At 64.4% G+C, this 20,071-nt stretch carries 19 protein-coding genes and 2 pseudogenes; 10 read left to right on the top strand and 11 right to left on the bottom strand.

The genetic code is table 11. The annotated features are described in order from the left end of the window. The first annotated feature begins 88 nt into the window (after positions 1 to 88). Positions 89 to 1,336 (top strand): cytochrome P450, encoded by a 1,248-nt coding sequence (locus A7X12_RS08705; RefSeq protein WP_017980797.1) that lies wholly within the window; start codon positions 89 to 91, stop codon positions 1,334 to 1,336. A 73-nt stretch (positions 1,337 to 1,409) separates the two neighbouring features. On the opposite strand, the gene A7X12_RS08700 is transcribed toward A7X12_RS08705, so the two are convergent. Then, positions 1,410 to 1,826, bottom strand: coding sequence for a MerR family transcriptional regulator (locus A7X12_RS08700; RefSeq protein ID WP_017980798.1), 417 nt, complete (start codon positions 1,824 to 1,826; stop codon positions 1,410 to 1,412). A gap of 62 nt (positions 1,827 to 1,888) precedes the next feature. Between A7X12_RS08700 and A7X12_RS08695 the strand changes: the two genes are divergently transcribed. The 3 genes from A7X12_RS08695 (at position 1,889) to A7X12_RS08690 (ending at position 3,991) form a co-directional block, all read left to right on the top strand. Next, a complete protein-coding gene (locus A7X12_RS08695; protein ID WP_017980799.1) occupies positions 1,889 to 2,305 on the top strand; it encodes a mercuric transporter MerT family protein in 417 nt (138 codons plus the stop codon). Beyond that, complete coding sequence (locus tag A7X12_RS26580) at positions 2,305 to 2,526, top strand: GDCCVxC domain-containing (seleno)protein (protein WP_081609171.1); 222 nt, start codon at positions 2,305 to 2,307, stop codon at positions 2,524 to 2,526. Before A7X12_RS08695 ends, A7X12_RS26580 begins: the two co-directional genes overlap by 1 nt. Before the next feature lie 262 nt (positions 2,527 to 2,788). Then, the gene (locus tag A7X12_RS08690; RefSeq protein ID WP_082795033.1) at positions 2,789 to 3,991 is read left to right on the top strand and encodes an aspartyl protease family protein; all 1,203 of its coding nucleotides are present in this window, start codon (positions 2,789 to 2,791) and stop codon (positions 3,989 to 3,991) included. On the opposite strand, the gene A7X12_RS08685 is transcribed toward A7X12_RS08690, so the two are convergent. Continuing rightward, the gene (locus A7X12_RS08685; RefSeq protein WP_004212867.1) at positions 3,985 to 4,401 is read right to left on the bottom strand and encodes a MerR family transcriptional regulator; all 417 of its coding nucleotides are present in this window, start codon (positions 4,399 to 4,401) and stop codon (positions 3,985 to 3,987) included. The two genes, A7X12_RS08690 and A7X12_RS08685, sit on opposite strands and share 7 nt — an antisense overlap. A 78-nt stretch (positions 4,402 to 4,479) precedes the next feature. Between A7X12_RS08685 and A7X12_RS08680 the strand changes: the two genes are divergently transcribed. From A7X12_RS08680 to lspA, 3 genes are all read left to right on the top strand, one after another. Then, positions 4,480 to 5,106, top strand: coding sequence for a cation transporter (locus tag A7X12_RS08680; RefSeq protein ID WP_064311261.1), 627 nt, complete (start codon positions 4,480 to 4,482; stop codon positions 5,104 to 5,106). Continuing rightward, a complete protein-coding gene (locus A7X12_RS08675; protein WP_064311260.1) occupies positions 5,106 to 7,067 on the top strand; it encodes a cytochrome c/FTR1 family iron permease in 1,962 nt (653 codons plus the stop codon). Before A7X12_RS08680 ends, A7X12_RS08675 begins: the two co-directional genes overlap by 1 nt. A 96-nt stretch (positions 7,068 to 7,163) precedes the next feature. Further along, positions 7,164 to 7,688, top strand: coding sequence for a signal peptidase II (lspA, locus tag A7X12_RS08670; RefSeq protein WP_064311259.1), 525 nt, complete (start codon positions 7,164 to 7,166; stop codon positions 7,686 to 7,688). A 74-nt stretch (positions 7,689 to 7,762) separates the two neighbouring features. Here the strand turns inward: lspA and A7X12_RS08665 are convergent, their stop codons facing one another. The 7 genes from A7X12_RS08665 to A7X12_RS25470 form a co-directional block, all read right to left on the bottom strand. Continuing rightward, positions 7,763 to 8,344: a class I SAM-dependent methyltransferase gene (locus A7X12_RS08665; RefSeq protein WP_232318420.1), complete on the bottom strand. Its 582-nt coding sequence runs from the start codon at positions 8,342 to 8,344 to the stop codon at positions 7,763 to 7,765. Positions 8,345 to 8,469: 125 nt separating this feature from the next. Then, positions 8,470 to 9,759: a sodium:proton exchanger gene (locus tag A7X12_RS08660; RefSeq protein WP_198161971.1), complete on the bottom strand. Its 1,290-nt coding sequence runs from the start codon at positions 9,757 to 9,759 to the stop codon at positions 8,470 to 8,472. Then, entirely contained in the window at positions 9,756 to 10,103 is a 348-nt protein-coding gene (locus A7X12_RS08655; RefSeq protein ID WP_064311318.1) for a DUF190 domain-containing protein, read from the bottom strand. The genes A7X12_RS08660 and A7X12_RS08655 overlap by 4 nt, the downstream gene beginning before the upstream one ends. Positions 10,104 to 10,117: 14 nt before the next feature. Further along, on the bottom strand, positions 10,118 to 13,399 hold the full coding sequence (locus A7X12_RS08650) for an efflux RND transporter permease subunit (protein ID WP_084445250.1): 3,282 nt from the start codon (positions 13,397 to 13,399) through the stop codon (positions 10,118 to 10,120). A 3-nt stretch (positions 13,400 to 13,402) separates the two neighbouring features. Next, positions 13,403 to 14,575, bottom strand: coding sequence for an efflux RND transporter periplasmic adaptor subunit (locus A7X12_RS08645; RefSeq protein WP_064311257.1), 1,173 nt, complete (start codon positions 14,573 to 14,575; stop codon positions 13,403 to 13,405). After that, positions 14,572 to 15,915 carry a TolC family protein gene (locus tag A7X12_RS08640; RefSeq protein WP_064311256.1) on the bottom strand — a complete coding sequence of 448 codons (1,344 nt, stop codon included), beginning with the start codon at positions 15,913 to 15,915 and terminating at the stop codon, positions 14,572 to 14,574. The genes A7X12_RS08645 and A7X12_RS08640 overlap by 4 nt, the downstream gene beginning before the upstream one ends. Next, positions 15,912 to 16,232: a hypothetical protein gene (locus tag A7X12_RS25470; protein WP_147036290.1), complete on the bottom strand. Its 321-nt coding sequence runs from the start codon at positions 16,230 to 16,232 to the stop codon at positions 15,912 to 15,914. The genes A7X12_RS08640 and A7X12_RS25470 overlap by 4 nt, the downstream gene beginning before the upstream one ends. Before the next feature lie 250 nt (positions 16,233 to 16,482). Here A7X12_RS25470 and A7X12_RS26760 point away from each other — a divergent pair. Beyond that, positions 16,483 to 16,740, top strand: a pseudogene (locus tag A7X12_RS26760) (hypothetical protein); the annotation flags it as partial. On the opposite strand, the gene A7X12_RS08635 reads toward A7X12_RS26760, so the two are convergent. Beyond that, positions 16,717 to 17,816 (bottom strand): IS3 family transposase gene (locus tag A7X12_RS08635; RefSeq protein ID WP_147036294.1). Its coding sequence is split into 2 segments (ribosomal slippage): positions 16,717 to 17,555 and positions 17,555 to 17,816, totalling 1,101 coding nucleotides; the frame shifts between segments, so codons are not numbered across the junction. The pseudogene A7X12_RS26760 and the gene A7X12_RS08635 overlap by 24 nt on opposite strands. A gap of 386 nt (positions 17,817 to 18,202) precedes the next feature. Between A7X12_RS08635 and A7X12_RS08625 the strand changes: the two genes are divergently transcribed. Continuing rightward, positions 18,203 to 19,120, top strand: coding sequence for a cation diffusion facilitator family transporter (locus tag A7X12_RS08625; RefSeq protein ID WP_064311253.1), 918 nt, complete (start codon positions 18,203 to 18,205; stop codon positions 19,118 to 19,120). Between the two features lie 60 nt (positions 19,121 to 19,180). On the opposite strand, the pseudogene A7X12_RS08620 reads toward A7X12_RS08625, so the two are convergent. Continuing rightward, positions 19,181 to 19,489 (bottom strand): annotated as a pseudogene (locus A7X12_RS08620) (efflux RND transporter permease subunit); the annotation flags it as partial. A 247-nt stretch (positions 19,490 to 19,736) separates the two neighbouring features. On the opposite strand from A7X12_RS08620, the gene A7X12_RS08615 reads away from it, so the two are divergent. Continuing rightward, positions 19,737 to 20,069, top strand: a complete 333-nt coding sequence (locus A7X12_RS08615; protein WP_042469209.1) for an ArsR/SmtB family transcription factor — start codon at positions 19,737 to 19,739, stop codon at positions 20,067 to 20,069. Positions 20,070 to 20,071 lie beyond the last annotated feature (2 nt).

The following is a 20,071-nucleotide window of genomic DNA, read 5'->3' as shown; positions in this document are numbered from 1 at the left end:
CGTCCTCGTTCGTCACCTGTCGTGAGCCTGCAACCCGTGATATTCCTCCGAGTTAATCAAAGGAGACCCAACAATCACCGGACCGGTCATGCCTAAGACACCACACACGAAAGGCCCGGACGAAACCCTTTCTCTCCTCGCCGATCCCTATCGGTTCATCTCCAGGCAGTGCCAGCGCCTAGGCGCAAACGCTTTTGAATCCCGTTTCCTGCTGAAAAAGACCAACTGCCTTAAGGGGGCCAAGGCCGCCGAAATCTTCTACGATACGACCCGCTTCGAGCGCGAAGGTGCCATGCCGGTCGCTATTCAGAAGACACTGCTGGGCCAAGGCGGCGTTCAGGGTCTGGACGGCGAGACCCATCGGCACCGCAAGCAGATGTTCATGGGCCTGATGACACCAGAGCGCGTGCGGGCGCTGGCGCAATTGTTCGAGGCCGAGTGGCGCAGGGCGGTGCCGGGCTGGACGCGCAAAGGAGAGATCGTCTTCTATGACGAGTTGCATGAGCCGCTGACGCGAGCGGTATGCGCTTGGGCGGGAGTTCCTCTTCCGGACGATGAAGCCGGCAACCGCGCGGGCGAGCTGCGGGCGCTGTTCGACGCCGCCGGCTCGGCGAGCCCAAGGCATCTTTGGTCACGGCTGGCCCGTCGTCGCGTCGACGCATGGGCGAAGCGGATCATTGAAGGCATTCGGGCCGGGAGCATCGGCTCGGGCTCGGGGACCGCGGCTTACGCGATAGCCTGGCATCGCGACCGGCACGACGATCTTCTTTCGCCGCACGTCGCAGCGGTCGAACTGGTAAATGTCCTTCGCCCGACCGTCGCGATCGCAGTGTACATCACCTTCGTCGCCCACGCGCTGCAAACCTGTTCAGGGATCAGGGCGGCCTTGGTTCAGCAGCCGGACTATGCCGAGCTCTTCGTCCAAGAGGTCCGCCGATTCTATCCCTTCTTTCCCGCTGTGGTGGCGCGCGCGAGCCAAGATTTCGAGTGGGAGGGGATGGCCTTTCCGGAAGGGCGTCAAGTGGTGCTAGACCTTTATGGGAGCAATCACGACGCAGCGACCTGGGCCGACCCCCAGGAGTTTCGCCCTGAGCGTTTCAGGGCTTGGGACGAAGACTCCTTCAACTTCATTCCGCAGGGCGGCGGCGATCACTATCTCGGCCATCGCTGTCCCGGCGAATGGATCGTCCTCGCGATCATGAAGGTGGCGGCACACCTCCTCGTCAACGCGATGCGCTATGACGTACCGGACCAAGACCTGAGCATCGATTTCGCCAGGCTGCCAGCGCTTCCGAAAAGCGGCTTCGTGATGCGCAACGTCCACATAGGTGGCTAGGGCCGCGTGCCGTGGTGATGGTGATCGGCTCCGTTATCGACCGTTTGCGCGAGTACGGGGTGCGATGCGACATCTACGCAGTCGAATGTTGGTTCAGCAAGTCGATCACGGCGCACCTCGCCGCCCCGTCGCCTTCGCAACGGTCGATGGTCGCAGCCAGCAGGCTTTCTAGTTGCGCCAGATCCTCCATCTTAGCGCGCACACGCTCTAGATGGTGAGCCGCGATCTCGCGGACCTCACTGCATGACGCCTGCGCAGAACCGCCAAGAGACAGGATCGCGCGCACCTCGGCCGGGGAGAAGCCGAGTTCGCGCGCGCGACGGACGAACCCAAGTGCGCGGACGTGACCGGTCCCATATACCCGCCGCCCGCCGCTTGTGCGGGGTGGCGTTGCGAGAACACCAACGCGCTCGAAGTACCGGATCGTCTCGATATTCACGCCAGTCCGGCGAGACAGCTCGCCGATCGTGATGCTTTCCTCAACGCGCATATATTGCTTGCTCCTGTAGTCACTACAGGATGCATAACGGGCTAACCCGCTAGAGGCGATAGATGAACCAAGAGACCATCCCGCGTGAACCCCTAGGCGCACCAACGTCACGACGTCGCGCCGACACGGGGCTATCCGCCCTCGGCGCGCTTGCGAGCTTAGCCGCTGTTCTAGCTGCGGCGTCATGCTGCGTCCTGCCCCTCGCACTCGCGGCGCTCGGCCTGGGGGCGGGCCTGTCCAGCAACTTCGCCGCGCTGATACCACTACGGTGGCCGCTAACGGCGACCTCCCTCATCGGCTTGGCTGCTGGGTGGTGGGCCTACGCGCAGCGGCGGAGGTCCTGTGCTGGGGACCGGTCCTGCACAATGCCGCTGCCCTCGCGCGCGACACCTATCCTGCTCGCGATTGGAACGGTTCTGACGCTTATCGCGTTCGCCTGGGACCTCCTAGAAGCGCCGCTGATGAACGCGCTTTCCTGATGCAGCTCACCTCAACCCTGACCTGTCCCAAATGCGGCGGGGTGGCCACCGAAAGGATGCCCACCAACGCCTGCCAATTCTTCTATGATTGCCGGCATTGCGCGGTGGTGCTGCGGCCCCTGGCTGGCGACTGCTGCGTGTTCTGCTCATTTGGCGATGTCCCATGCCCTCCGATCCAGGAAGCGAAAGCAAACGGGACTGTGGCGGGCTGCTGCGGGTGAGGCGATAGCTTCACGTTTCTTCGTGAACTGGGGTCCTGCTCGCCAAGGTCGCGCAAGCGAAATTGCCTACTTCGGTCTTATTCGACCGGTTCCTGACCTGCCTCAACTGCTCATTTTCGAGAGGGCATTTGAACAGGATAGCATTTCGGGCGCTTCAAAAACCCTTGCTCCTCCAGTTGCTAGAGCATGTAACCGCAATTTGCTCTCCTGCGGACGGGGGGCTGGAGGTGGCTTTTTGACGGCCCGTGTTGAAGCAATCGGTATGTCTCGACGCTCATTAGTGGCGCGGCTGGTGGCCTGTGGAACCGGCTTGGTGCTCGGTTCTCCAACGCTCGCGCGACAGACTTCCCGGTCTGCGGCCTCGTGGAACTTCGGCGCGGCTCACCTCGAATGGGAGCCGCTGGAAGTCGGCACGGGTGATACCCTCCTTGTTTCGGCACAAGTGCGCGGAGTGCCGGCGCGGGCGGTGCTCGACAGTGGCAGCGGCGCGTCGATCATGAGCACGGCGCTCGCGGCGAAGCTCGGCTTGAACAATGGTGAGCGGCGCATGATTAGCGGGCTGAGCGCCAAGGCCCCGGTGCTGCTGGTCCGCGACATCGACGTACAGCTCGCCCGCGAAACCCGTCGCTTACCCTTTGCCGTTGTTGGTGATCTGAGTTCAGTGTCGGCGGCCTTCGGACGACCGATCGACGTTCTCCTCGGTGCCGATATGTTCACGGGCAGCTGCATCGCGCTCGATTTCGCGAACAGGCGTATGGCGGTCGTCAAGTCAGGCACGTTTCTCGCCGGCCCCGACTGGCGCGCTGTCGCGCTCGGACGCGGTGCCAAGCAGGAGCTGTTCATCCGGGCCTCCGTCGAGGGCCTGTCTCCCGTGCCCTTGATGATCGATCTTGGCAGCTCGGCCGCGCTGATGCTCTCGTCGGCCTATGCCCGCGATCAAGGGCTGTTGAACGGGAAGCTCGTCTCGACCGCGGCGATCGGCGGCGTCGATGGCGTGCGAGTCAACGATGCTTTCACAACCCAGAACATCAACATTGAAGGGCTTGGCGTCTCGAACGTCCCCACACTCGGGATGAGAGCTTGGCTCTCCACCAGCACGGTTGGCAATGTCGGCCTACCGCTGATCGCTCAATTCGACGTGGTGTTCGACGTGACCGCCGGATTCGTGTGGCTCCGGCCACTCGGTCCTCGTCGTCGCCTGCCGATGCTGAAGGACCGTAGCGGCCTTGGCCTCGCAGCCTCACCAACGGCGCTCACCGTCGTTCATGTGGCGGCGAACAGTCCCGCGGAAAAGGCTGGCTGGGCGGTCGGCGACCGGATCGTGGCGGTGAACGGCCATTCGATCGATGCGAACTATACGCGTGGGGAGCTCTGGCAAGTGCGCTCCCGGCCTGCTGGCACCCTCGTAAAGCTGACGATGGCCTCGGGTGATGTGCGCGACCTCAGGCTAGCCGACTATTACTGATCGGCTTGAGGGTGGCCTTTGCCGATCGCCTTCATGATCCGACAATCGGCCATGCGCGCCTTGGTGCAGCTCTGGCTGAGCATTGCCAACTCATCCCGCAACACCGCGAGTTGCGCCAGCCTCTCCTCAACATCCTTGAGGTGCTGAGCAGCGATAGCTGAGGCGGCACCACAATCCTGGTCCGGGTTCTGCGCCAGCCCCATCAACGATCGTATTTCGTCGACCGAAAAGCCGAGCCGGCGACCGTTGCGGATGAAGTGCAAACGCTCGATGTCGCTGGCATCATAGGTTCTACGGCCCGACGCCGTGCGCGGGGCGGAGCGCAGCAACCCGATCGACTCATAAAACCGGATCGTCGTCACTTTTGTCGACGTCTCGCTGGCGAGCTGCCCAATCATCACCGGCTTCATCATGCCATCCTTGCTAATGCGAACGTGTCGCACATTTCGCTTGCTTCTACAGCGACTGGAGGTGGTAAGGAAGGCCGCATGAATGCTTCTACCGAAAGCTGCGGGTGCCACGGGACGCCCGCGCGCGCGCAAACCGATCCGGCCTATCGCCGTGCGCTGCTGACCGTCGTGGTGCTCAACCTCGGCTTCGGAGTCGCCGAGCTGTTCGGCGGGTTCATCGCCGATAGCCAAGCGCTGAAAGCGGATTCCCTCGATTTTCTCGGGGACGGGTCGATCAGCCTTATCGGTCTTCTCGCGCTTGCCTGGTCCGCACGGGCGAGGGCAAAGGTCGCGCTGACGCAGGGGTTGTTTCTCGGTGCGCTTGGCGTGGGCGTAATCGGTTTCGCGATTTGGCGCGCCCTGAACGCAACCGCGCCGGATGCCGAACTGATGGGCACAATCGGCGTTGTCGCGCTCGCGATCAATGTCGTGTCCGCCTTGGTGCTTGCGCGTTTCCGGGAAGGGGACGCCAATGTTCGCGCGATCTGGCTGTTCAGCCGCAACGACGCGCTCGCCAATGTCGCGGTGATCGCCGCGGCCGGTCTGGTGGCGTGGACAGGAAGCGCCTGGCCGGACCTCGCCGTCGCCGGCCTCATCGCCCTCCTGTTCCTCCACTCCGCTTATGAAATCGTCACTGGCGCTCGGCGCGAACTGGGAGAGCGGTAGTGCGTCTGCTCACCTTGATCCGGGCAATGCTCTCGCTGCGGCTGCTCGCCGCGCTCGCTGCGCTGCTGATCCCTGCTGCGGCATTCGCCGAACCCGGCGACGTGCAAACCGCATGGCGGCTGCTCGACTATATGGCCGTCGATTATGGAGGCGCGGTCGCGAACGGTCGGATCAAGAGCGCGTCGGAATACGCCGAAATGAATGAGTTTGCCGCGTCGGTCTCGACACGGCTTCAAGGCCTGCCGGCGAAGCCGGAGCGCCAAGCCCTCATTCAGCGGGCCGCCAACCTCCAAGCGGTAATCGCGGAAAAGGGATCGACTGAACAGGTGGCAACACTGGCGCACGGGCTCGCGGCCGATCTGCTGCGCGCCTACCCGGTGCCGCTCGCGCCCGATAAGGCTCCGAACCTCGTCTCCGGCCATGCCCTGTTCCAACAATCCTGCGCGTCCTGTCACGGCATGACGGGCAACGGCCGTGGCCCCGACGCCGCCAAGCTCGCGACACCCCCGATCGCCTTTACCGATGCCGAACGTGCGCGCCAGCGCAGCGTCTTCGCGCTCTATCAGGTGGTGACGCAGGGCATCGACGGGACGGCGATGCAGAGCTTCGCCGATCTGCCGAACGATCAGCGCTGGGCGGTAGCATTCCGAGCCGGGAGCTTCGCCTTCACGGACGCGCAGGCGCGCGAAGGCGAGCGGCTGTGGAAATCCGATCCGACCCTTCGCCGTCGCATCCCGGACCTGAAAACCCTGGTCGCACTCACCCCGGCCGCGCTCGGCGCGGCGATCGGCGACGCCAAGGCTGACGCCGTGCTCGCGTTCCTGCGTCGCCACCCTGAACAGGTGATGCAACAGGCTCCCGGCTCGCTCGCGGTCGCCCGCGCCAAACTCGCCGAAAGCGTGGCCGCTGCCCGGCGTGGCGATGCGCGGATGGCAAAAGAGCTGGCGCTGTCAGCCTATCTCGATGGGTTCGAGCCGATCGAACCAACGCTCACCGCGCGCGACGCGACGCTGATGGGCCGAATCGAGGGCGCCATGGGGGAGTTCCGCGCCGCGATCGACCGGGGCGCATCGCCCGATGATCTCGCGGAGAAGGTCACGGTGCTGGGCGGCTTTTTCGATGATGCAGAAGCGGCGCTCGCGCCCGATGCCGCCACCGAGGCGTCCACGTTCCTGGGCGCGTTCACGATCCTGCTGCGTGAAGGGCTCGAAGCCCTGCTCATCGTCGTCGCCATGATCGCATTCCTGCGTAAAGCCGACCGCGGCGAGGCGCTGCGCTACGTTCATGGCGGCTGGGTCAGCGCGATCATCGCGGGCGGAATCACCTGGGCGGTCGCCACCTATGCAATCGGGATCAGCGGCGCGAGCCGGGAGCTGACCGAAGGGTTCGGCTCGCTGTTCGCCGCGTTCGTGCTGCTCTCGGTCGGGATTTGGATGCACGGTAAGGCGCAAGCCGATCAGTGGCAGCGCTATATTCGCGAGAAGATGTCGCGGGCGCTCTCGGGCGGGTCGGGCTGGTTCCTGTTCGGACTCGCCTTCGTGGTCGTCTATCGCGAGGTTTTCGAGACGATCCTGTTCTACGCCGCTCTCTCCGCGCAAGGTGACAACGGGATGCTGCTCGCCGGCGCCGGATCGGCCATTGGACTGCTTGGTGTGATCGCCTGGGCAATGCTCCGCTACAGCCGCAAGCTGCCGATCGCGCAGTTCTTCCGCTATAGCTCCTGGCTCATGGCCGTTCTGACCGTCGTGCTTGCGGGCAAGGGCGTCGCCGCTCTCCAGGAGGCCGGCCTTATCAACATCGCACCGCTCGCGGACGTGCCGCGGCTGTCGATGCTAGGGTTATTCCCCACCTGGCAATCGGTGCTGGCGCAACTCCTGATGGCGGTCGCCATCGCAGTGGGGTTTGCCTGGAATCGGCGCAACCGATCTCGCTCGGGTTCCGGCCCGGCGACGGCTCACTAGGCGAGGCTCGCATTTGCCCCCGCTTCGCTCGCGCACACTGGCCGGCATGTCGCGCATCCGCGACGGGCGCCAGGACCTCGCGGGTACGCAGCGGACATGAAAGCGGGCACGGCCACGCTGCTGATCGCCACGGGGGCCGCGCTAGACCTGGCGACCAAGGCATGGGCGCGGGCTGCGCTCGAACCCTATGGGCCGGCGGGCGATTTCCTGCCCTTCGTCTCGCTGCGCCTGACCTTTAACGAGGGCGTGTCGTTCAGCCTGCTCGCCTCTGATGGCGACGTCGGGCGCGCCCTCCTGATCGGGCTCACGGCAATCCTGACCCTCGGCCTTGTCGCGTGGGCCTACCGCTCGCAGGGCTGGCAGCGCACGGCCTTAGCGGTCGCCGCGGCCGGCGCCGTGGGCAATCTGATCGACCGCGCCGCACGCTGGTCTGTAACCGACTTCCTCGGGCTGCACTTCGGGAGCTGGCACCCCTTCGTTTTCAACCTCGCCGACGTGTGGATTTCGCTCGGGGTCGGGCTACTGCTGCTCGGGCCATACTTACCCGCAAGAGGATCGACGGCAGAAGCGTTTCGCCGGAATGGCGCTGAACGCCCGGCAGCTACGGACGGAGGGCCGTGATGACAGAGAGTTCTCGCGACAGGCGCCCTTGATGGAGGCAACCGTCCGCCCCCGCCTTTTCGGCTGATACCGAGCTAAGGCTTGTGTGCCGAGTAGATAGAAATGGAGCCGGTCGGCGTTGATATCGACTGGCGCTCGATCACGCGATCGAACCCCGCCGCGGCGAACATGCGGGGTAGCACGCCATCAGCGTTCGGCTGGGTGTTCGCGAACCCGTCGAGGCGCTGAATCTGCCGAAACAGAGCCCGCATCGTCCGGCTGCGCTGCTCGCCATAGTCGGCAACGAAACGCGCGCCGCTTGGCCGCAGAACGTCAAATATCGCGTCAAGGATCGCCCGTTTTATGACAAGCGGGCATTGATGGAATATCAATCTCGACACGACCTTATCGACCGGCTCGATCCCGGTCCTCGCCAGCTCGTCACCCATCGCCTCGGTCCATTCGATCGCGGCGCGCGTTTTGGCTGCCTTCGCGTGGGCGATCTTCAACACGGACGGGTCGGGGTCCACCCCGATAACGCGCGCGGCCGGGCATTGCCGCTTCACCATGATTGCGAAGCTGCCCGTCCCGCATCCTACATCTAGAATCGTTTCGCTCGGGCTGGGGGCCGCCAATTGCAGCAGCGCGGTTCGCCATCGGCGCTCGCGCGTCAGCAACGCTATCGCATGATCGTATAGACCGGTCAGCTCGGGGCGGCCCAGCGCGGCACGTAATCGCGATCGAGGACGACGGGGTGCCGCTGTTTCATCCTGCCAACGGTTCCATCGTCATTGCCGAAACATCATGCATTTTCTCCCCGATGCCTTTGAGGTCGAATGGCACCCACGAGTCCCGCCAGATACTTGGCGTTCAAAGCAAAGAGCCCGCCGGCGAGCACGATGTAAAACCAGCCGAGTGCGGTCAAGCTGGCGACAGTGCGTGCCTCATCACCCTGCCAGGCTACAGCGAGCACGACCTGAACGATGAATAGCCCGGCAAGCGCTGCCGCCCCAAGCAAGCTCAGCCCGAGGCGAAGTAGGAGGGCGATGCCGAACAGCGACTGCGCCGCGGTCAGGAAGAACTCCTCATGCTGGCGCGCGTCGAGTGGTAAACTCGAAAGCTGGCCCGCACCTAGACTGACGGCGAGGGGCAACATGCCGACCAGCAAGGTCCACTGGTTGATCTTGTCGGAAATCATCGTCGCTAAGCCCTGTTCGGACCGCCTCGCCAACACGAAGAGAATGGCGACTGTGACCGCGGGGGCTTCGCTGGCGAGCGGCGCGAGCCATTGGATCAGCAGGAACTCGTCGAACCCGAGCTGACGGCCGGAGTCGACCATCGCTTCGGCGAACGGCTCCGCCGACGCGAGGATTACCGCGGCTGCCACCAAGGTCAGTCCGCCCATGACAAGCCATTGGCGCGTCGGAGAGAGCAGGGTGAGCGCAGCCGCAGGACCGGGCTCGTCATCATCGTCGTCGTCGCTGCCCGCGCCTTCACCCTTGTCGCTCGCTCGCCACATATACAGGCCGAACAAAGCAATGAGCAGGACCGTATCGACGATGCTGATTGCGTCCTTCAAGAGGACGCTGAACGCATAAAGGCTGGGCACGAGGAGGAAGAGGATCTCGACCCGGTTGGCGCTAGAAAGCGAAATTGCGCGTTCGCCTGTCTTGCGCCAATGAAGCAGCACCAGAAGCGGCCAGGCGATGCCGACCAGCAGCCGGTTCGCACCGGTCATATTTGCTGCCGCATAGTGGACGTAATTGGACCCTGGATTAGCCCCAGCCGAGTAGGCGTAGTAGAAGTCCACGGCATATTCCGGGAGCACGGTGATCAGCGCCACGATGGCGACGATCAGGCCCGCGGAGATGCGCGACTCCGCGGCTTCCGCTCCCCATGACAGGTAGAAGCCGGCTGCCAGGATGGCAGCGCCGAACAGCATGGCGTCGAGCAGAGGGTTTGGCCGCCACCCCTCGATCCTCAGAATAATGGCTGGGATCATGGCAAGCGCGGTTAGCGCGACCAGCATGACGAAGCGGCGCAACGATGCTGGATGCGCCTCCGAAGGGAAGAGATCGACTTGCCTCATCATCGTTTCGCCCCTCCGTTGTGGTCAGCGTCGGCCGTCGGGGTAATGATCTCGACCGCCTCCAAGGTAATCAGTCCGATCTCCGGAACGTCGGCGAGCTGGGTCGCAAACGAACGCAGCCTAGGGTCTTCGTCGACGATCTCGACGACCACGGCGCGGTCGCTTTCGAGCACATGGCGACGGTGGACGTGCGCCGATCGGCCGAATCCGATGAGCGCCTCCAGGACCGTCACTCCGGCAAGCCCGGCGTCTCGCGCCCGAGAGGCGACAACCTCATAGACCTTGCGATCTCCGACATAGGCGGCCTCGTCGGTGTAGATGCGGAGCAGTCTGGCTTGCTGGTTCATGCTTGGCTCCATTTTCATATCGTGCCCGGTCCAGGGAGCTGGTGCGCTCCCCCGCCGTCGTGCGGTTCGGGATCATGCCGTGCGGGATCACCGCGCTTGCTCGCCCGCTCGCCCCAGCCGAGCACCACCCGCGCAATGGCGGGAAGGACGAGCAGCGTCAGGATGGTGGCGGCGATTAGGCCGCCGATCACCGTCGTCGCCAAAGGCTTTTGCACCTCGGCGCCGGTGCCGTGCGCGAGTGCCATCGGCACGAAGCCGATCGCCGGCACGAACCCGGTCATGACAACCGCGCGCATCTTGTCCGCCATGCCGTTGCGGATCGCCTCGGCGATCGGCGCGCCGTTCTCGATACGCTCCCGGATCGCGGTCATCACGACCAGTCCGTTCAGCACGGCAACGCCGGCAAGGCAGATGAACCCGACCGCGGCCGACACCGAAAAGGCGATGCCGGTCAGCGCGAGCGTGAACACACCGCCCGCCAGCCCTAAGGGCACGGCCAAGAATACCGCCCCGGCGCGCGCGAACCCGCCCAACGCCATGTAAAGCAACCCGAAGATGGCAAGGAAGCACAAGGGCACCACGACCGCGAGCCTGCGGCTCGCATCCTGGAGGCTCTGGAACTGTCCGCCCCATTCAAGATAATAACCGGCAGGCAGCTTCACCCGCGCGATCTTGGCTTGTGCCTCTGTGACGAACGACCCGGCATCGCGACCTAAGAGGTTGACCTGGATGGCGAGGCGACGTTTGCCGTTCTCGCGCCTGATCTCATTCAGCCCCTCGGTGACGCGTATCTGCGCCACCTGGGCAAGCGGCACCTGCTGGCGCGCTTGGCCGGCTTCGCTGGGCAGCAACACCGGTAGCGCCTGAATTTCATCGAGGTTGATTCGTGTAGCCTCGGGCACCCGCACGGTGATGTCGAACCGCCGGTCGCCCTCGTAGAGCAACCCGGATTCGCGACCGCCCAACGCCGCGGAGACGGTATCGGCGACTTCCCTAACCGTCAGGCCGTAGCGCGCGATGGCGGCGCGATCGAGCTTGACGTCGAGCGTGGGCGCACCGCCAACCTGGTCGGCCTTGACGCTGCCCGCTCCGGGGATCGACTGTAGAATGCGGACCATCTCGCCAGCGGTCTGCGCCATCTTGTCGAGATCGTCGCCGTAGAGCTTGATCGCGACGTCTCCGCGCACGCCGGCGATCAGCTCGTTGAAGCGGAGCTGGATCGGCTGGCTCATCTCGTAGAGCTGACCGAGCTGACCCCGAGACGCTTTCTCAATCCGCTCGATCACGTCCGCTTTGGTATGGACGCCTGCCGGCCACTGATCCTGCGGCTTAAGAATTACATACCCGTCCGACATATTCTGCGGCATGGGGTCGGTCGCGACCTCGGCCGTGCCGGTTTTCGAGAACATCAATTCGACCTCGGGCAGCTTGGTGACGGCCGCTTCAACCTCGCGCTGCATCACCAACGACTGTTCCAGGCTGACGGATGGCACGCGTGTGGACGCGAGCGCGATGTTCTTCTCGTCGAGCTGGGGGATGAACTCGCTTCCCAGAAGCCCGAACGCGGGGATCGCCGCCAGAAAGAATGCCAGGCCGCCAAGGATGAACGGCCACGGGCGCGCAATTGCCTTGTCGAGGAGCGGTAGATAGCGTGCCTTGGTCTTGGCGATCAGCCACACTTCCTTCTCGGCGACGCGGCCCCGGATCAGCAGCGCGACCATCGCGGGCACGAAGGTCAGCGCGAGGATGAACGCGGCGACAAGCGCGAGCATGATCGTGATCGCCATCGGCGAGAAGGTCTTGCCCTCAACGCCGGTGAACATGAGCAGCGGCGCGAACGCGAGCAGGATGATTGCCTGCCCGAACACGGTGGGCTTAATCATCTCCTGGGAGGCCCGCATGGTCTCCTCAAGCCGCTCGCGAAGGGTGAGGAGCCGCCCCTCATGCTCCTGCCGGTGCGCGAGCCTCGCCAGGCAGTTTTCGATGATGATGACCGCGCCATCGACGATCAGGCCGAAGTCGAGCGCGCCCAGGCTCATCAGGTTTCCGGGGACGCGAAAGGCGTTCATCCCCATCGCCATCATCAGGAACGAGAACGGGATCACGAGCACCGCGATCAGCGCCGCGCGCCAATTGCCGAGCAACAGAAATAGCGCCGCGGCAACAAGGATCGCGCCCTCGGTCAGGTTACGTTCGACCGTCGCGACCGTGGCACTGACGAGCTTGGCGCGATCGAGCACGATCTCGACTTCGACGCCCGGCGGCAATGTTTTCCCGATCTGATCCAGCTTCGCGGCCACGTCCTGCGCGACGATCCGACTGTTTTGGCCGATCAACATCAAAACGGTGCCGATCACGGCTTCCTTGCCGTTCACGCTGCCCCCGCCGGTGCGAAGATCGCCCCCGCTCTCAACGTTGGCGATCTGTCCCACCGTGATCGGCACGCCGCCTCGGGTGGCAGCGACGGCGTTCTTGATCTCGTCCACCGAGCGCACCCGCGCGTCGAGGCGCACGAGATAGCCTTCACCGCCGCGATTATAGTAGTTAGCGCCTACCGCCAGATTGGCGTTCTCCAGAGCCTCACCAAGCTCGCTGTAGGAGATGCCGTAGGTGGAGAGCTTCACCGGATCGGGTTCGACCACGAACGTCTTGGCATATCCGCCGATCGAGTCGACGCCGGCCACGCCGGGAACAGAACGTAGCTGCGGCCGGACGATCCAGTCCTGCACGGTGCGCAGGTATCCGGCTTGTTCAACCTCGTTGGTCAGCCGCTCGCCTTCCGGCGTCAGATAGCTCCCGTCAGACTGCCAGCCGGGCTGGCCGTTCGCGCTCCTGGCTCCTTTTCCTCCCGGATTGGCGAAGCGGACCGTATACATCACGATTTCGCCGAGCCCGGTGGTCACGGGGCCGATCTGCGGCTGGACACCATCGGGAAGCGTGTCGCGCGCCTGGGTCAGCCGCTCGCCTACCTGCTGCCGCGCGAAATAGAGGTCAGTGCCTTCGGAGAAGATCGCACTGACCTGGCTGAAACCGTTGCGCGAAATCGATCGGGTCGTCTCTAGGCCGGGGATGCCGGCAAGCGCGGTCTCGATCGGATAAGTGACGAGCTTTTCCATTTCGACCGGCGAAAGACGCCGATCGACCGTGTTGATCTGCACCTGGTTGTTGGTGATGTCGGGCACGGCGTCGATCGGCAGCTTGGTGAGCTGCCAAACACCGATGCCGGCGATCCCCAAAATTATGAACAGAACCGCCCAACGCGCGCGGACAGCCAGCGCAATGAGATTGACGATCATCTGTTATTCTTCCTCGCCCGCGCCCTTGCCGAGTTCGGCCTTGAGCAGGAATGCGTTCTTGGTGGCGATGGTCTGACCCGATGCGAGACCGGACACGATCTCGATGCGGCCGGCGCTGCGCTGCCCGGTGGTGACGGGGACGGCTTTGAACCCCTTGGGCGTGCGGACGAACACCACGTCGCGAGCATTGAGCGATTGCACCGCCTCCTCGGGCACCACGATCGCGGTCGATGCACCGCTGCGGCTCGGAAACAGCCGCACGCGCACGGCCAAGCCCGGCTGAAGCCGACCGCCGATCACGTCGAGCACCGCGGTCGCAGCGCGAGTTTCGCCGCTCAAGGTCGGCGTCACGGCGCGAACACGGGCGCTGGTCGTGGATCCGTCTGGCAGGTCGATGATCGCCCTGTCACCAGGCGCGAGCCGCTGCGCGTCCGCAGGTCCAACCGCCGCCTCGATCTGTATCTGACTGGAATCGGCGACGCGGAACAACTCGGTCTCCGGTTGCACGAACGCGCCCAGGCTGACATTTTCCGATGTCACGCGTCCCGCGATTGGAGAGGCGACGACGACGCCGCGCCCGTCGCTGGTGACATTGGCCGCTCCTGCCGCGACGCTCGCACGCCGCGCCTCGGCCGCCGCTGATGCGGCTTCCGCCTGCGCCGTTTCGAGGTCAACACGCGGCGAGACCTTTTGGCCGTAAAGATAGCGTTCGCGCGCAAGGTTGCGTTGGGCAAGAGTCGCTTTCGCCGCGGCCGCTGTCCGGTCGGCCGCGATCTGGGCGGCGTCGCGGCTTTCGACGATCGCCAGCGCCTCGCCGCGTCTGACAGGATCGCCCAATCGTTTGAATACCCGCGTCACCGCGCCCCCCGCGCGCGCCGTCACGATCGCCTCGCCCGTGGGCGACGGTGCGACCGTCGCCTGGGCCACGATCTCGGCCGCCAACCCGCCTGGATTGACGGTTTCGGTGGTGACGCCCGTTCTCTTCATCATCTCGGCGCTCATCGGGAGCGTATCGCTCGGCGCCGCCTCCGCTTCGGCCGCCTCGGACTTGCCACCCTCGGGCGCGGGCGCGGCCGGGGTGTCGGCCGTCCATCGTGCGACGGTGAACCCGCCCGCCGCCGCAACGAGCACCGCCGCTGCCACGCCGCCCAACAAACGCTTGTCAGATAAGATCATCGAATATCTCCGGGGATGGCGGGGCGCGCACTCGAGGGCGTCTGCTCGGCCGATAGGGTGGCTGGCGCGGTGAGCCGCGCCAGGCGGGCCTCCGCGTCGCGGTATGTGGCAAGGGCGTCGATCGCTGCGGCGCGCGTTTCGCGAAGCGTCCGCTCGGCCTCCAAAAGATCGAGTTGGCTGAACTTGCCCGCCGCGTAGCCGAGGCGTGCGATGCGGGCGGCCTCCGCGGCTGCGGTCAGCGCCGGTCCTCCCGCCGTGCGCGCGGTCGTCGCGGCATTGGCAAGCTCGGCCTGCGCGCTCGCGATCGACCGATCGGCCTCTAGCAACGCCACCCGGCGTAGCGCCTCCGCCTGGGTTGCCTGTGCCTGGGCCTGGGCAATGGCCGCGCGACCATTGTTGAACACCGGAAAGGGGACCGACACGCCGAATACCGCCGCCACATCGTTCGTTGCCTCAAGTCGGCGCGCGCTCGCGCTCACCGTCACGTCGGGGATGCGCTGCGCCCGCGCGAGCCGGACCTGGGCGCTCGCGGTGCGCGCGTCAGCATTGGCCGCTGCCAGCGCCAGCGTGCCCTCGGCCGAGATAAGCTGGGTGGGTCCGTAGCCGCCGATCCGCTCGAACCAAGCCGTATCCAGCGGCCCGGTCACGGGCTGGCCGATCAGCCTCGCCAGGTTCGCGCGCGCCACCTCGGCAGTGCGCGCGGCCCGTTCCACCGCGGTCTCCGCGTTGATGCGAAGCACCTCGGCGCGCTGTTGCTCGATCGGCGACGCCGCGCCTGCTGTCACACGCACCCGTGCCGCCCGCGCGCCCTCAGCCGCAAGGCCGGCTTGCTCGCGTGCGACAATCAACCGCCGCTCGGCCGCCGCAGCCTCGATGTAGCTCTGCGTGATTGAGAGTGTGAGGTCGGCGATCGCGATGGCCGCGCCGATCCGCGCCCGGTCGATCTGCGCGTCCGCGACCGCGACTCGCGCCGATCGCTTGCCGCCAAGCTCGATCGGAAGCGCCAAGCCCGCGGTAGTTTCCGCGCTGCGGAGTCCGCGATATTCGCCGCTGCCGGCGACGTTCTCGGTTTCGACGACGATCTCGGGGTTGGGGCGAAGCGCCGCCACGCGGCGACCAGCCGTCGCGGCCTGTACGCCTGCAGTTCCGGCCGCAATCGAAGGAGAAACGGCGCCGCCAAGCGCCAGAGCGCGCTCAAGGGTGAAGGGAGGCTCCGAAGGCACGGCCGATGACGGTGCGGACGTCTGCGCCAGTGATCCCGACACGGGGAATGCGAGGAGCAGAACTGCGACTAGGCTCTTCCTCTTCCAGCTTTTCTGTCGAACTTGGTGCTTGCTCATCCGATTTCCCGCGATTCATGTCGCAGGTTGCGCTCATGCAACCTACAGTCTCTAGAGGAGCAAGCCCTAATTTCGCTGCTGTGCTTTCCCATCTCGAAACTGGGGCGAAGGGCGACGACGACCCGGCGTGCGGTCACGGCCTGCACGCCGGCATTGCTGACCACCAGCGGATGGAATGCAGCGCCGCCCGGTGCGAGCGCGCGTTCAAGGATGAAGGGCGGATCGGTAGCGGCCTGGGATGGCCGCGCGGCCGTTTGCGCCTGCGCTATCGAAGCGCCTGACGCGATGGCCATAAGGGCCGCGATGACACGGGACATGAATGATCGTCTCCTGACAAACCTGGAAGCCCGTGCGCGCGCACAGGTGCTAGGGGTTCGTCAGGCTTGTGGAGGCCGTAAAGCCGGGTCGCTCGTCGCGGGCGTGATCGACCCTTGATCCCACGACAGCGGGCACACGCGCATTGCGCTCGCCGAGAACACGGGGGCGGGCGTCACCGGCACGCCGATGTGGTCGCCATGGCAAGTCACATGATGGTGCGGATAACCCTTGTCGGAATCGGCTGGCACCGGCAAAGGCGTCGCCGCGCTCCAGGAAGCCGGCCTTATTAACATCGCGCCGCTCACGGACGTGCCACGGCTGTCGGTTCTAGGCGTGTTCCCCACCTGGCAATCGGTGCTGGCGCAACTTCTGATGGCTGAGCTGCCCCCTTCTGAGTGGTCCATCGACTATGACAGTCTGGATCATGGTGAGCCTCACCCCGTCTTAGGTCCGGTCTTTATGAGAAAACCGGCTCTCTTTTCGTCAGGGCAGGCATGCCTGCCCTGACGAAAAAGCGCGCTCCATCGGGGTCTGGTTGCCGAGGGAGCTATGCGGACGGTGCTCGTTGTAATCGCGCCGCCACGCCTCACATTCTACCCGTGCGTCGTCCAAGCTCAAGAACCAGTATGCGTTGAGGCATTCGGCCCGAACGCGGCCATTGAACGCCTCCGCGAACGCATTGTCGGTCGGCTTGCCGGGGCGGCTGAAGTCCAGCACTACATCATGCTGATAGGCCCATAGATCGAGATCCTTCGAGATGAATTCCGGCCCATTATCCAGACGTATGCGCTTGGGGCGACCGTGTGCTGCGGCAATGCGGTCGAGCGTCTCGACCACGTCAGAGCCACGATAGCTCGTCCGTACATCGAGCGCTGGCGACACGCGCGTGAAGTTGTCGACGATCGACAGCACCCGGATCTTGCGCCCGTCGAACAGCTGGTCCGACAGGAAATCCATCGACCAGCACTCGTTGGGCGCCGTCGCCGGCGTCCGGTCATCGCGCAGCTTCGCCTTCACCTTGCGCTTGGGCGTCTTGTTGCGCAGCTGCAGCCCGAGTTCGCGATACAGCCGATGAGTGCGCTTGTGGTTGATCTCCCAGCCTTCCCGCCGGAGCAGCACATGGATGCGTCGATACCCGTAGCGAACACGGGTCGCAGCCAACTCCTTGATCCGCATCTTGAGGCCGGCCTGATCGAGGCGGCGGGACTGATAGCGCTGGGTCGATCGATTGATCGGAAACGCGCCGCAGGCTCGCCGTTCGCTGACCTGGTAGCTCGCCTGCAAATAGCCGACGATCTCCCGGGCTCGACCAGGCCCTACATTTTTCGGCGGATGACGTCCTGCAGCATCTCCTTGTCCAGGCTGAGGTTCGCCACCAGCCGCTTCAGCCGGACATTTTCCTCCTCCAGCACCTTCAGGCGCTTCATCTCCGACGGCATCAGACCTCCGTATTTGCTGCGCCATCGATAGTACGTCTGGATCGAGATGCCGGCTTTCCGACACACCTCCTCCACGGTCGTTCCATCCTCGGCCTGCTTGAGGATGAACGCGATCTGCTGCTCGCTGAACCTCAACTTCTTCATTGACGGATTCCCTCGTCCGGCATCTGCCAAACCTAACCGGGAATTTCTCACAAAGAACGGACCAATCTGGAGGGCTCAGGTCAGCCCCGGACTTGGAGGTCATCTCCATGTCACCGCATTCATCAAGGACTTGGCTAACCCATACAGCGTCGACACACGTTGGAACGGCACTCTTTCAACAAGGGTAAGGCGTTTAGTGCCGTTCAGCGCGTCGATCGCCGATGTGCCTATTGAGAGAGTGGAACACATCGACGTCGAGTATCGCTCTGGTCATGATTATCGAACCCGGAGCGTTACAACGTGAGGGTTTATCGTAACTCAATCTGCGCACCCCTTCTCGAACGGGTTGTGGGGCCGTTCATTTCTGAAACTTGGGAAACTTCCTGATGCCGCACGATCATGGCGCAGCCGGCCATAGCCACGACCATACGGCGGGCGCCAACGCGAAGATGCTCACCTGGGCGCTGGGGCTGACCGCCACCTATCTCGTCGCCGAAGTAATCGGCGGGTTCGTTTTCAACAGTCTCGCGCTGCTCTCCGACGCCGCGCACATGATGACCGATGTCGCGGCGCTCGTGATCGCGCTGATGGCGATCAAGCTCGGCGGCAAGTCAGCCGACGAAAAGCGGACGTTCGGCTACCGGCGGTTCGAGATATTGGCGGCGGCGTTCAACGCCGTGCTGCTGTTCGTCATCGCTATCTATGTGTTCGTGGAGGCGATCAAACGCTTCAATGCGCCGCAGGAAGTCCAGTCCTGGGGCATGATGGCGGTCGCGGCGATCGGTCTCGTCGTGAACCTGATTTCGATGCGGCTGCTGACAGCGGGCAAGGACGCCAGCTTCAACGTGAAGGGCGCCTATCTGGAGGTGTGGGCCGACATGATCGGCTCGATCGGCGTGATTCTTGGCGCGCTCGCCATCAAGTTCACCGGTTTTACCTGGATCGATCCCATCGTCGCAGTAGCGATCGGGCTGTGGGTGCTGCCGCGGACGTGGATATTGCTCCGCGATACGACCAACGTGCTGCTCGAAGGCGTGCCGGGTGGACTGAAGCTCGGCGAGGTCCGCACGGCAATCGCCGGCGTTCCCGGCGTCGCCGGCCTCCACGATCTTCACGTCTGGTCGATGAGCAACGACGATGTGAGTTGCACGGTCCATGTCGTGCTGAAGGAGGGCGCGGACGTCGATGCCACTCGCACCGCTGTCCAGGCCGTCCTTCTGGAAAAATACGAGATCGAGCATAGCACGATCCAGACCGAAGGGTCAGATCGTCAATGCGGGGACGAGGACCATCTTCATCGTTAGTCGGTGAAGGATGGGAGGCGTCGCGGAACAGAACCGCAACGCCTCCCACTCTCGCGACTGTCAGGCCGAGGATAAGGCCGTGTCCGTCCGGCGTCGCGGCCTCAACCGCGACACCCAGGCGGTGATCGCCGGCAGCACCAGCAGGGTCAGCACGGTCGATGTGATTAGACCGCCGATCACGACGATCGCCAAGGGCCGCTGCACCGCGGCGCCAGTTCCAGTGGCAAGCGCCATCGGCAACAACCCGAGCGACGCCACCATCGCGGTCATCAGGACCGGACGCACCCGTTCCATCGCGCCATCGGCGATGGCCTGTTCCTCGTCCTGACCATCTTCCAGATGCTTCCCGATCGCGCTCATCATTACGAGATCATCGCCAGCGCCAAGCAAGCGTTTATCAACGATCATATCGATCATTGCCCTGTTCATGCCGAAGAAGGTGAGGGCACGAAAGTCGCGGTGGAGCAATTCCGCGCAATCTCAAAATACTGGTAGCCGCAACAGGGTCGCTGCTTGTCGCATCAACCAAGCCCTGGCCCCAACCATCCCGGCCAACGACCGGTAAGGCAGGGTATACGGGGCTGGACACACCAAGCATATCCATTATGCTGGATATATGGAAAACGAGGATGCCATCTCGGCGCTGGGTGCTCTTGCACAAGGAACGCGCCTTGACACGTTCCGCCTCTTGGTACGGCACGAACCGGATGGTTTGGCTGCCGGCGATATCGCGCGTCAGCTCGACGTGCCGCAGAACACCCTGTCGGCGCACCTCGGCATCCTCGCCCGCGCTGGCCTGGTCCGCTCCGCACGGCATAGCCGCTCGATCATCTACCGTGTCGATCTGGACGGCCTGCGCGCGCTGACGCTGTTCCTCGTCAAGGACTGCTGCGCCGGCAATGCGGAGCTGTGCGCGCCGCTCGTCGCCGAACTCACCCCCTGCTGCTGAAA

Origin of the sequence: Sphingomonas sp. TDK1 (genome assembly GCF_001650735.1) — a bacterium.
GTDB lineage: Bacteria > Pseudomonadota > Alphaproteobacteria > Sphingomonadales > Sphingomonadaceae > Sphingomonas.
The sequence above is the reverse complement of the archived record's forward strand: the minus strand, read 5'-3'. Positions and strand labels throughout refer to the sequence as shown.

Excerpts from the sequence above, each read along its gene's own strand:
- A7X12_RS08705 (WP_017980797.1), top strand. The coding sequence starts at position 89 with ATGCCTAAGACACCACACACGAAAGGCCCGGACGAAACCCTTTCTCTC.
- A7X12_RS08700 (WP_017980798.1), bottom strand. The coding sequence starts at position 1,826 with ATGCGCGTTGAGGAAAGCATCACGATCGGCGAGCTGTCTCGCCGGACT.
- A7X12_RS08695 (WP_017980799.1), top strand. The coding sequence starts at position 1,889 with ATGAACCAAGAGACCATCCCGCGTGAACCCCTAGGCGCACCAACGTCA.
- A7X12_RS26580 (WP_081609171.1), top strand. The coding sequence starts at position 2,305 with ATGCAGCTCACCTCAACCCTGACCTGTCCCAAATGCGGCGGGGTGGCC.
- A7X12_RS08690 (WP_082795033.1), top strand. The coding sequence starts at position 2,789 with ATGTCTCGACGCTCATTAGTGGCGCGGCTGGTGGCCTGTGGAACCGGC.
- A7X12_RS08685 (WP_004212867.1), bottom strand. The coding sequence starts at position 4,401 with ATGAAGCCGGTGATGATTGGGCAGCTCGCCAGCGAGACGTCGACAAAA.
- A7X12_RS08680 (WP_064311261.1), top strand. The coding sequence starts at position 4,480 with ATGAATGCTTCTACCGAAAGCTGCGGGTGCCACGGGACGCCCGCGCGC.
- lspA (WP_064311259.1), top strand. The coding sequence starts at position 7,164 with ATGAAAGCGGGCACGGCCACGCTGCTGATCGCCACGGGGGCCGCGCTA.
- A7X12_RS08660 (WP_198161971.1), bottom strand. The coding sequence starts at position 9,759 with ATGATGAGGCAAGTCGATCTCTTCCCTTCGGAGGCGCATCCAGCATCG.
- A7X12_RS08655 (WP_064311318.1), bottom strand. The coding sequence starts at position 10,103 with ATGAACCAGCAAGCCAGACTGCTCCGCATCTACACCGACGAGGCCGCC.
- A7X12_RS08650 (WP_084445250.1), bottom strand. The coding sequence starts at position 13,399 with ATGATCGTCAATCTCATTGCGCTGGCTGTCCGCGCGCGTTGGGCGGTT.
- A7X12_RS08645 (WP_064311257.1), bottom strand. The coding sequence starts at position 14,575 with ATGATCTTATCTGACAAGCGTTTGTTGGGCGGCGTGGCAGCGGCGGTG.
- A7X12_RS08640 (WP_064311256.1), bottom strand. The coding sequence starts at position 15,915 with ATGAGCAAGCACCAAGTTCGACAGAAAAGCTGGAAGAGGAAGAGCCTA.
- A7X12_RS25470 (WP_147036290.1), bottom strand. The coding sequence starts at position 16,232 with ATGTCCCGTGTCATCGCGGCCCTTATGGCCATCGCGTCAGGCGCTTCG.
- A7X12_RS08625 (WP_064311253.1), top strand. The coding sequence starts at position 18,203 with ATGCCGCACGATCATGGCGCAGCCGGCCATAGCCACGACCATACGGCG.
- A7X12_RS08615 (WP_042469209.1), top strand. The coding sequence starts at position 19,737 with ATGGAAAACGAGGATGCCATCTCGGCGCTGGGTGCTCTTGCACAAGGA.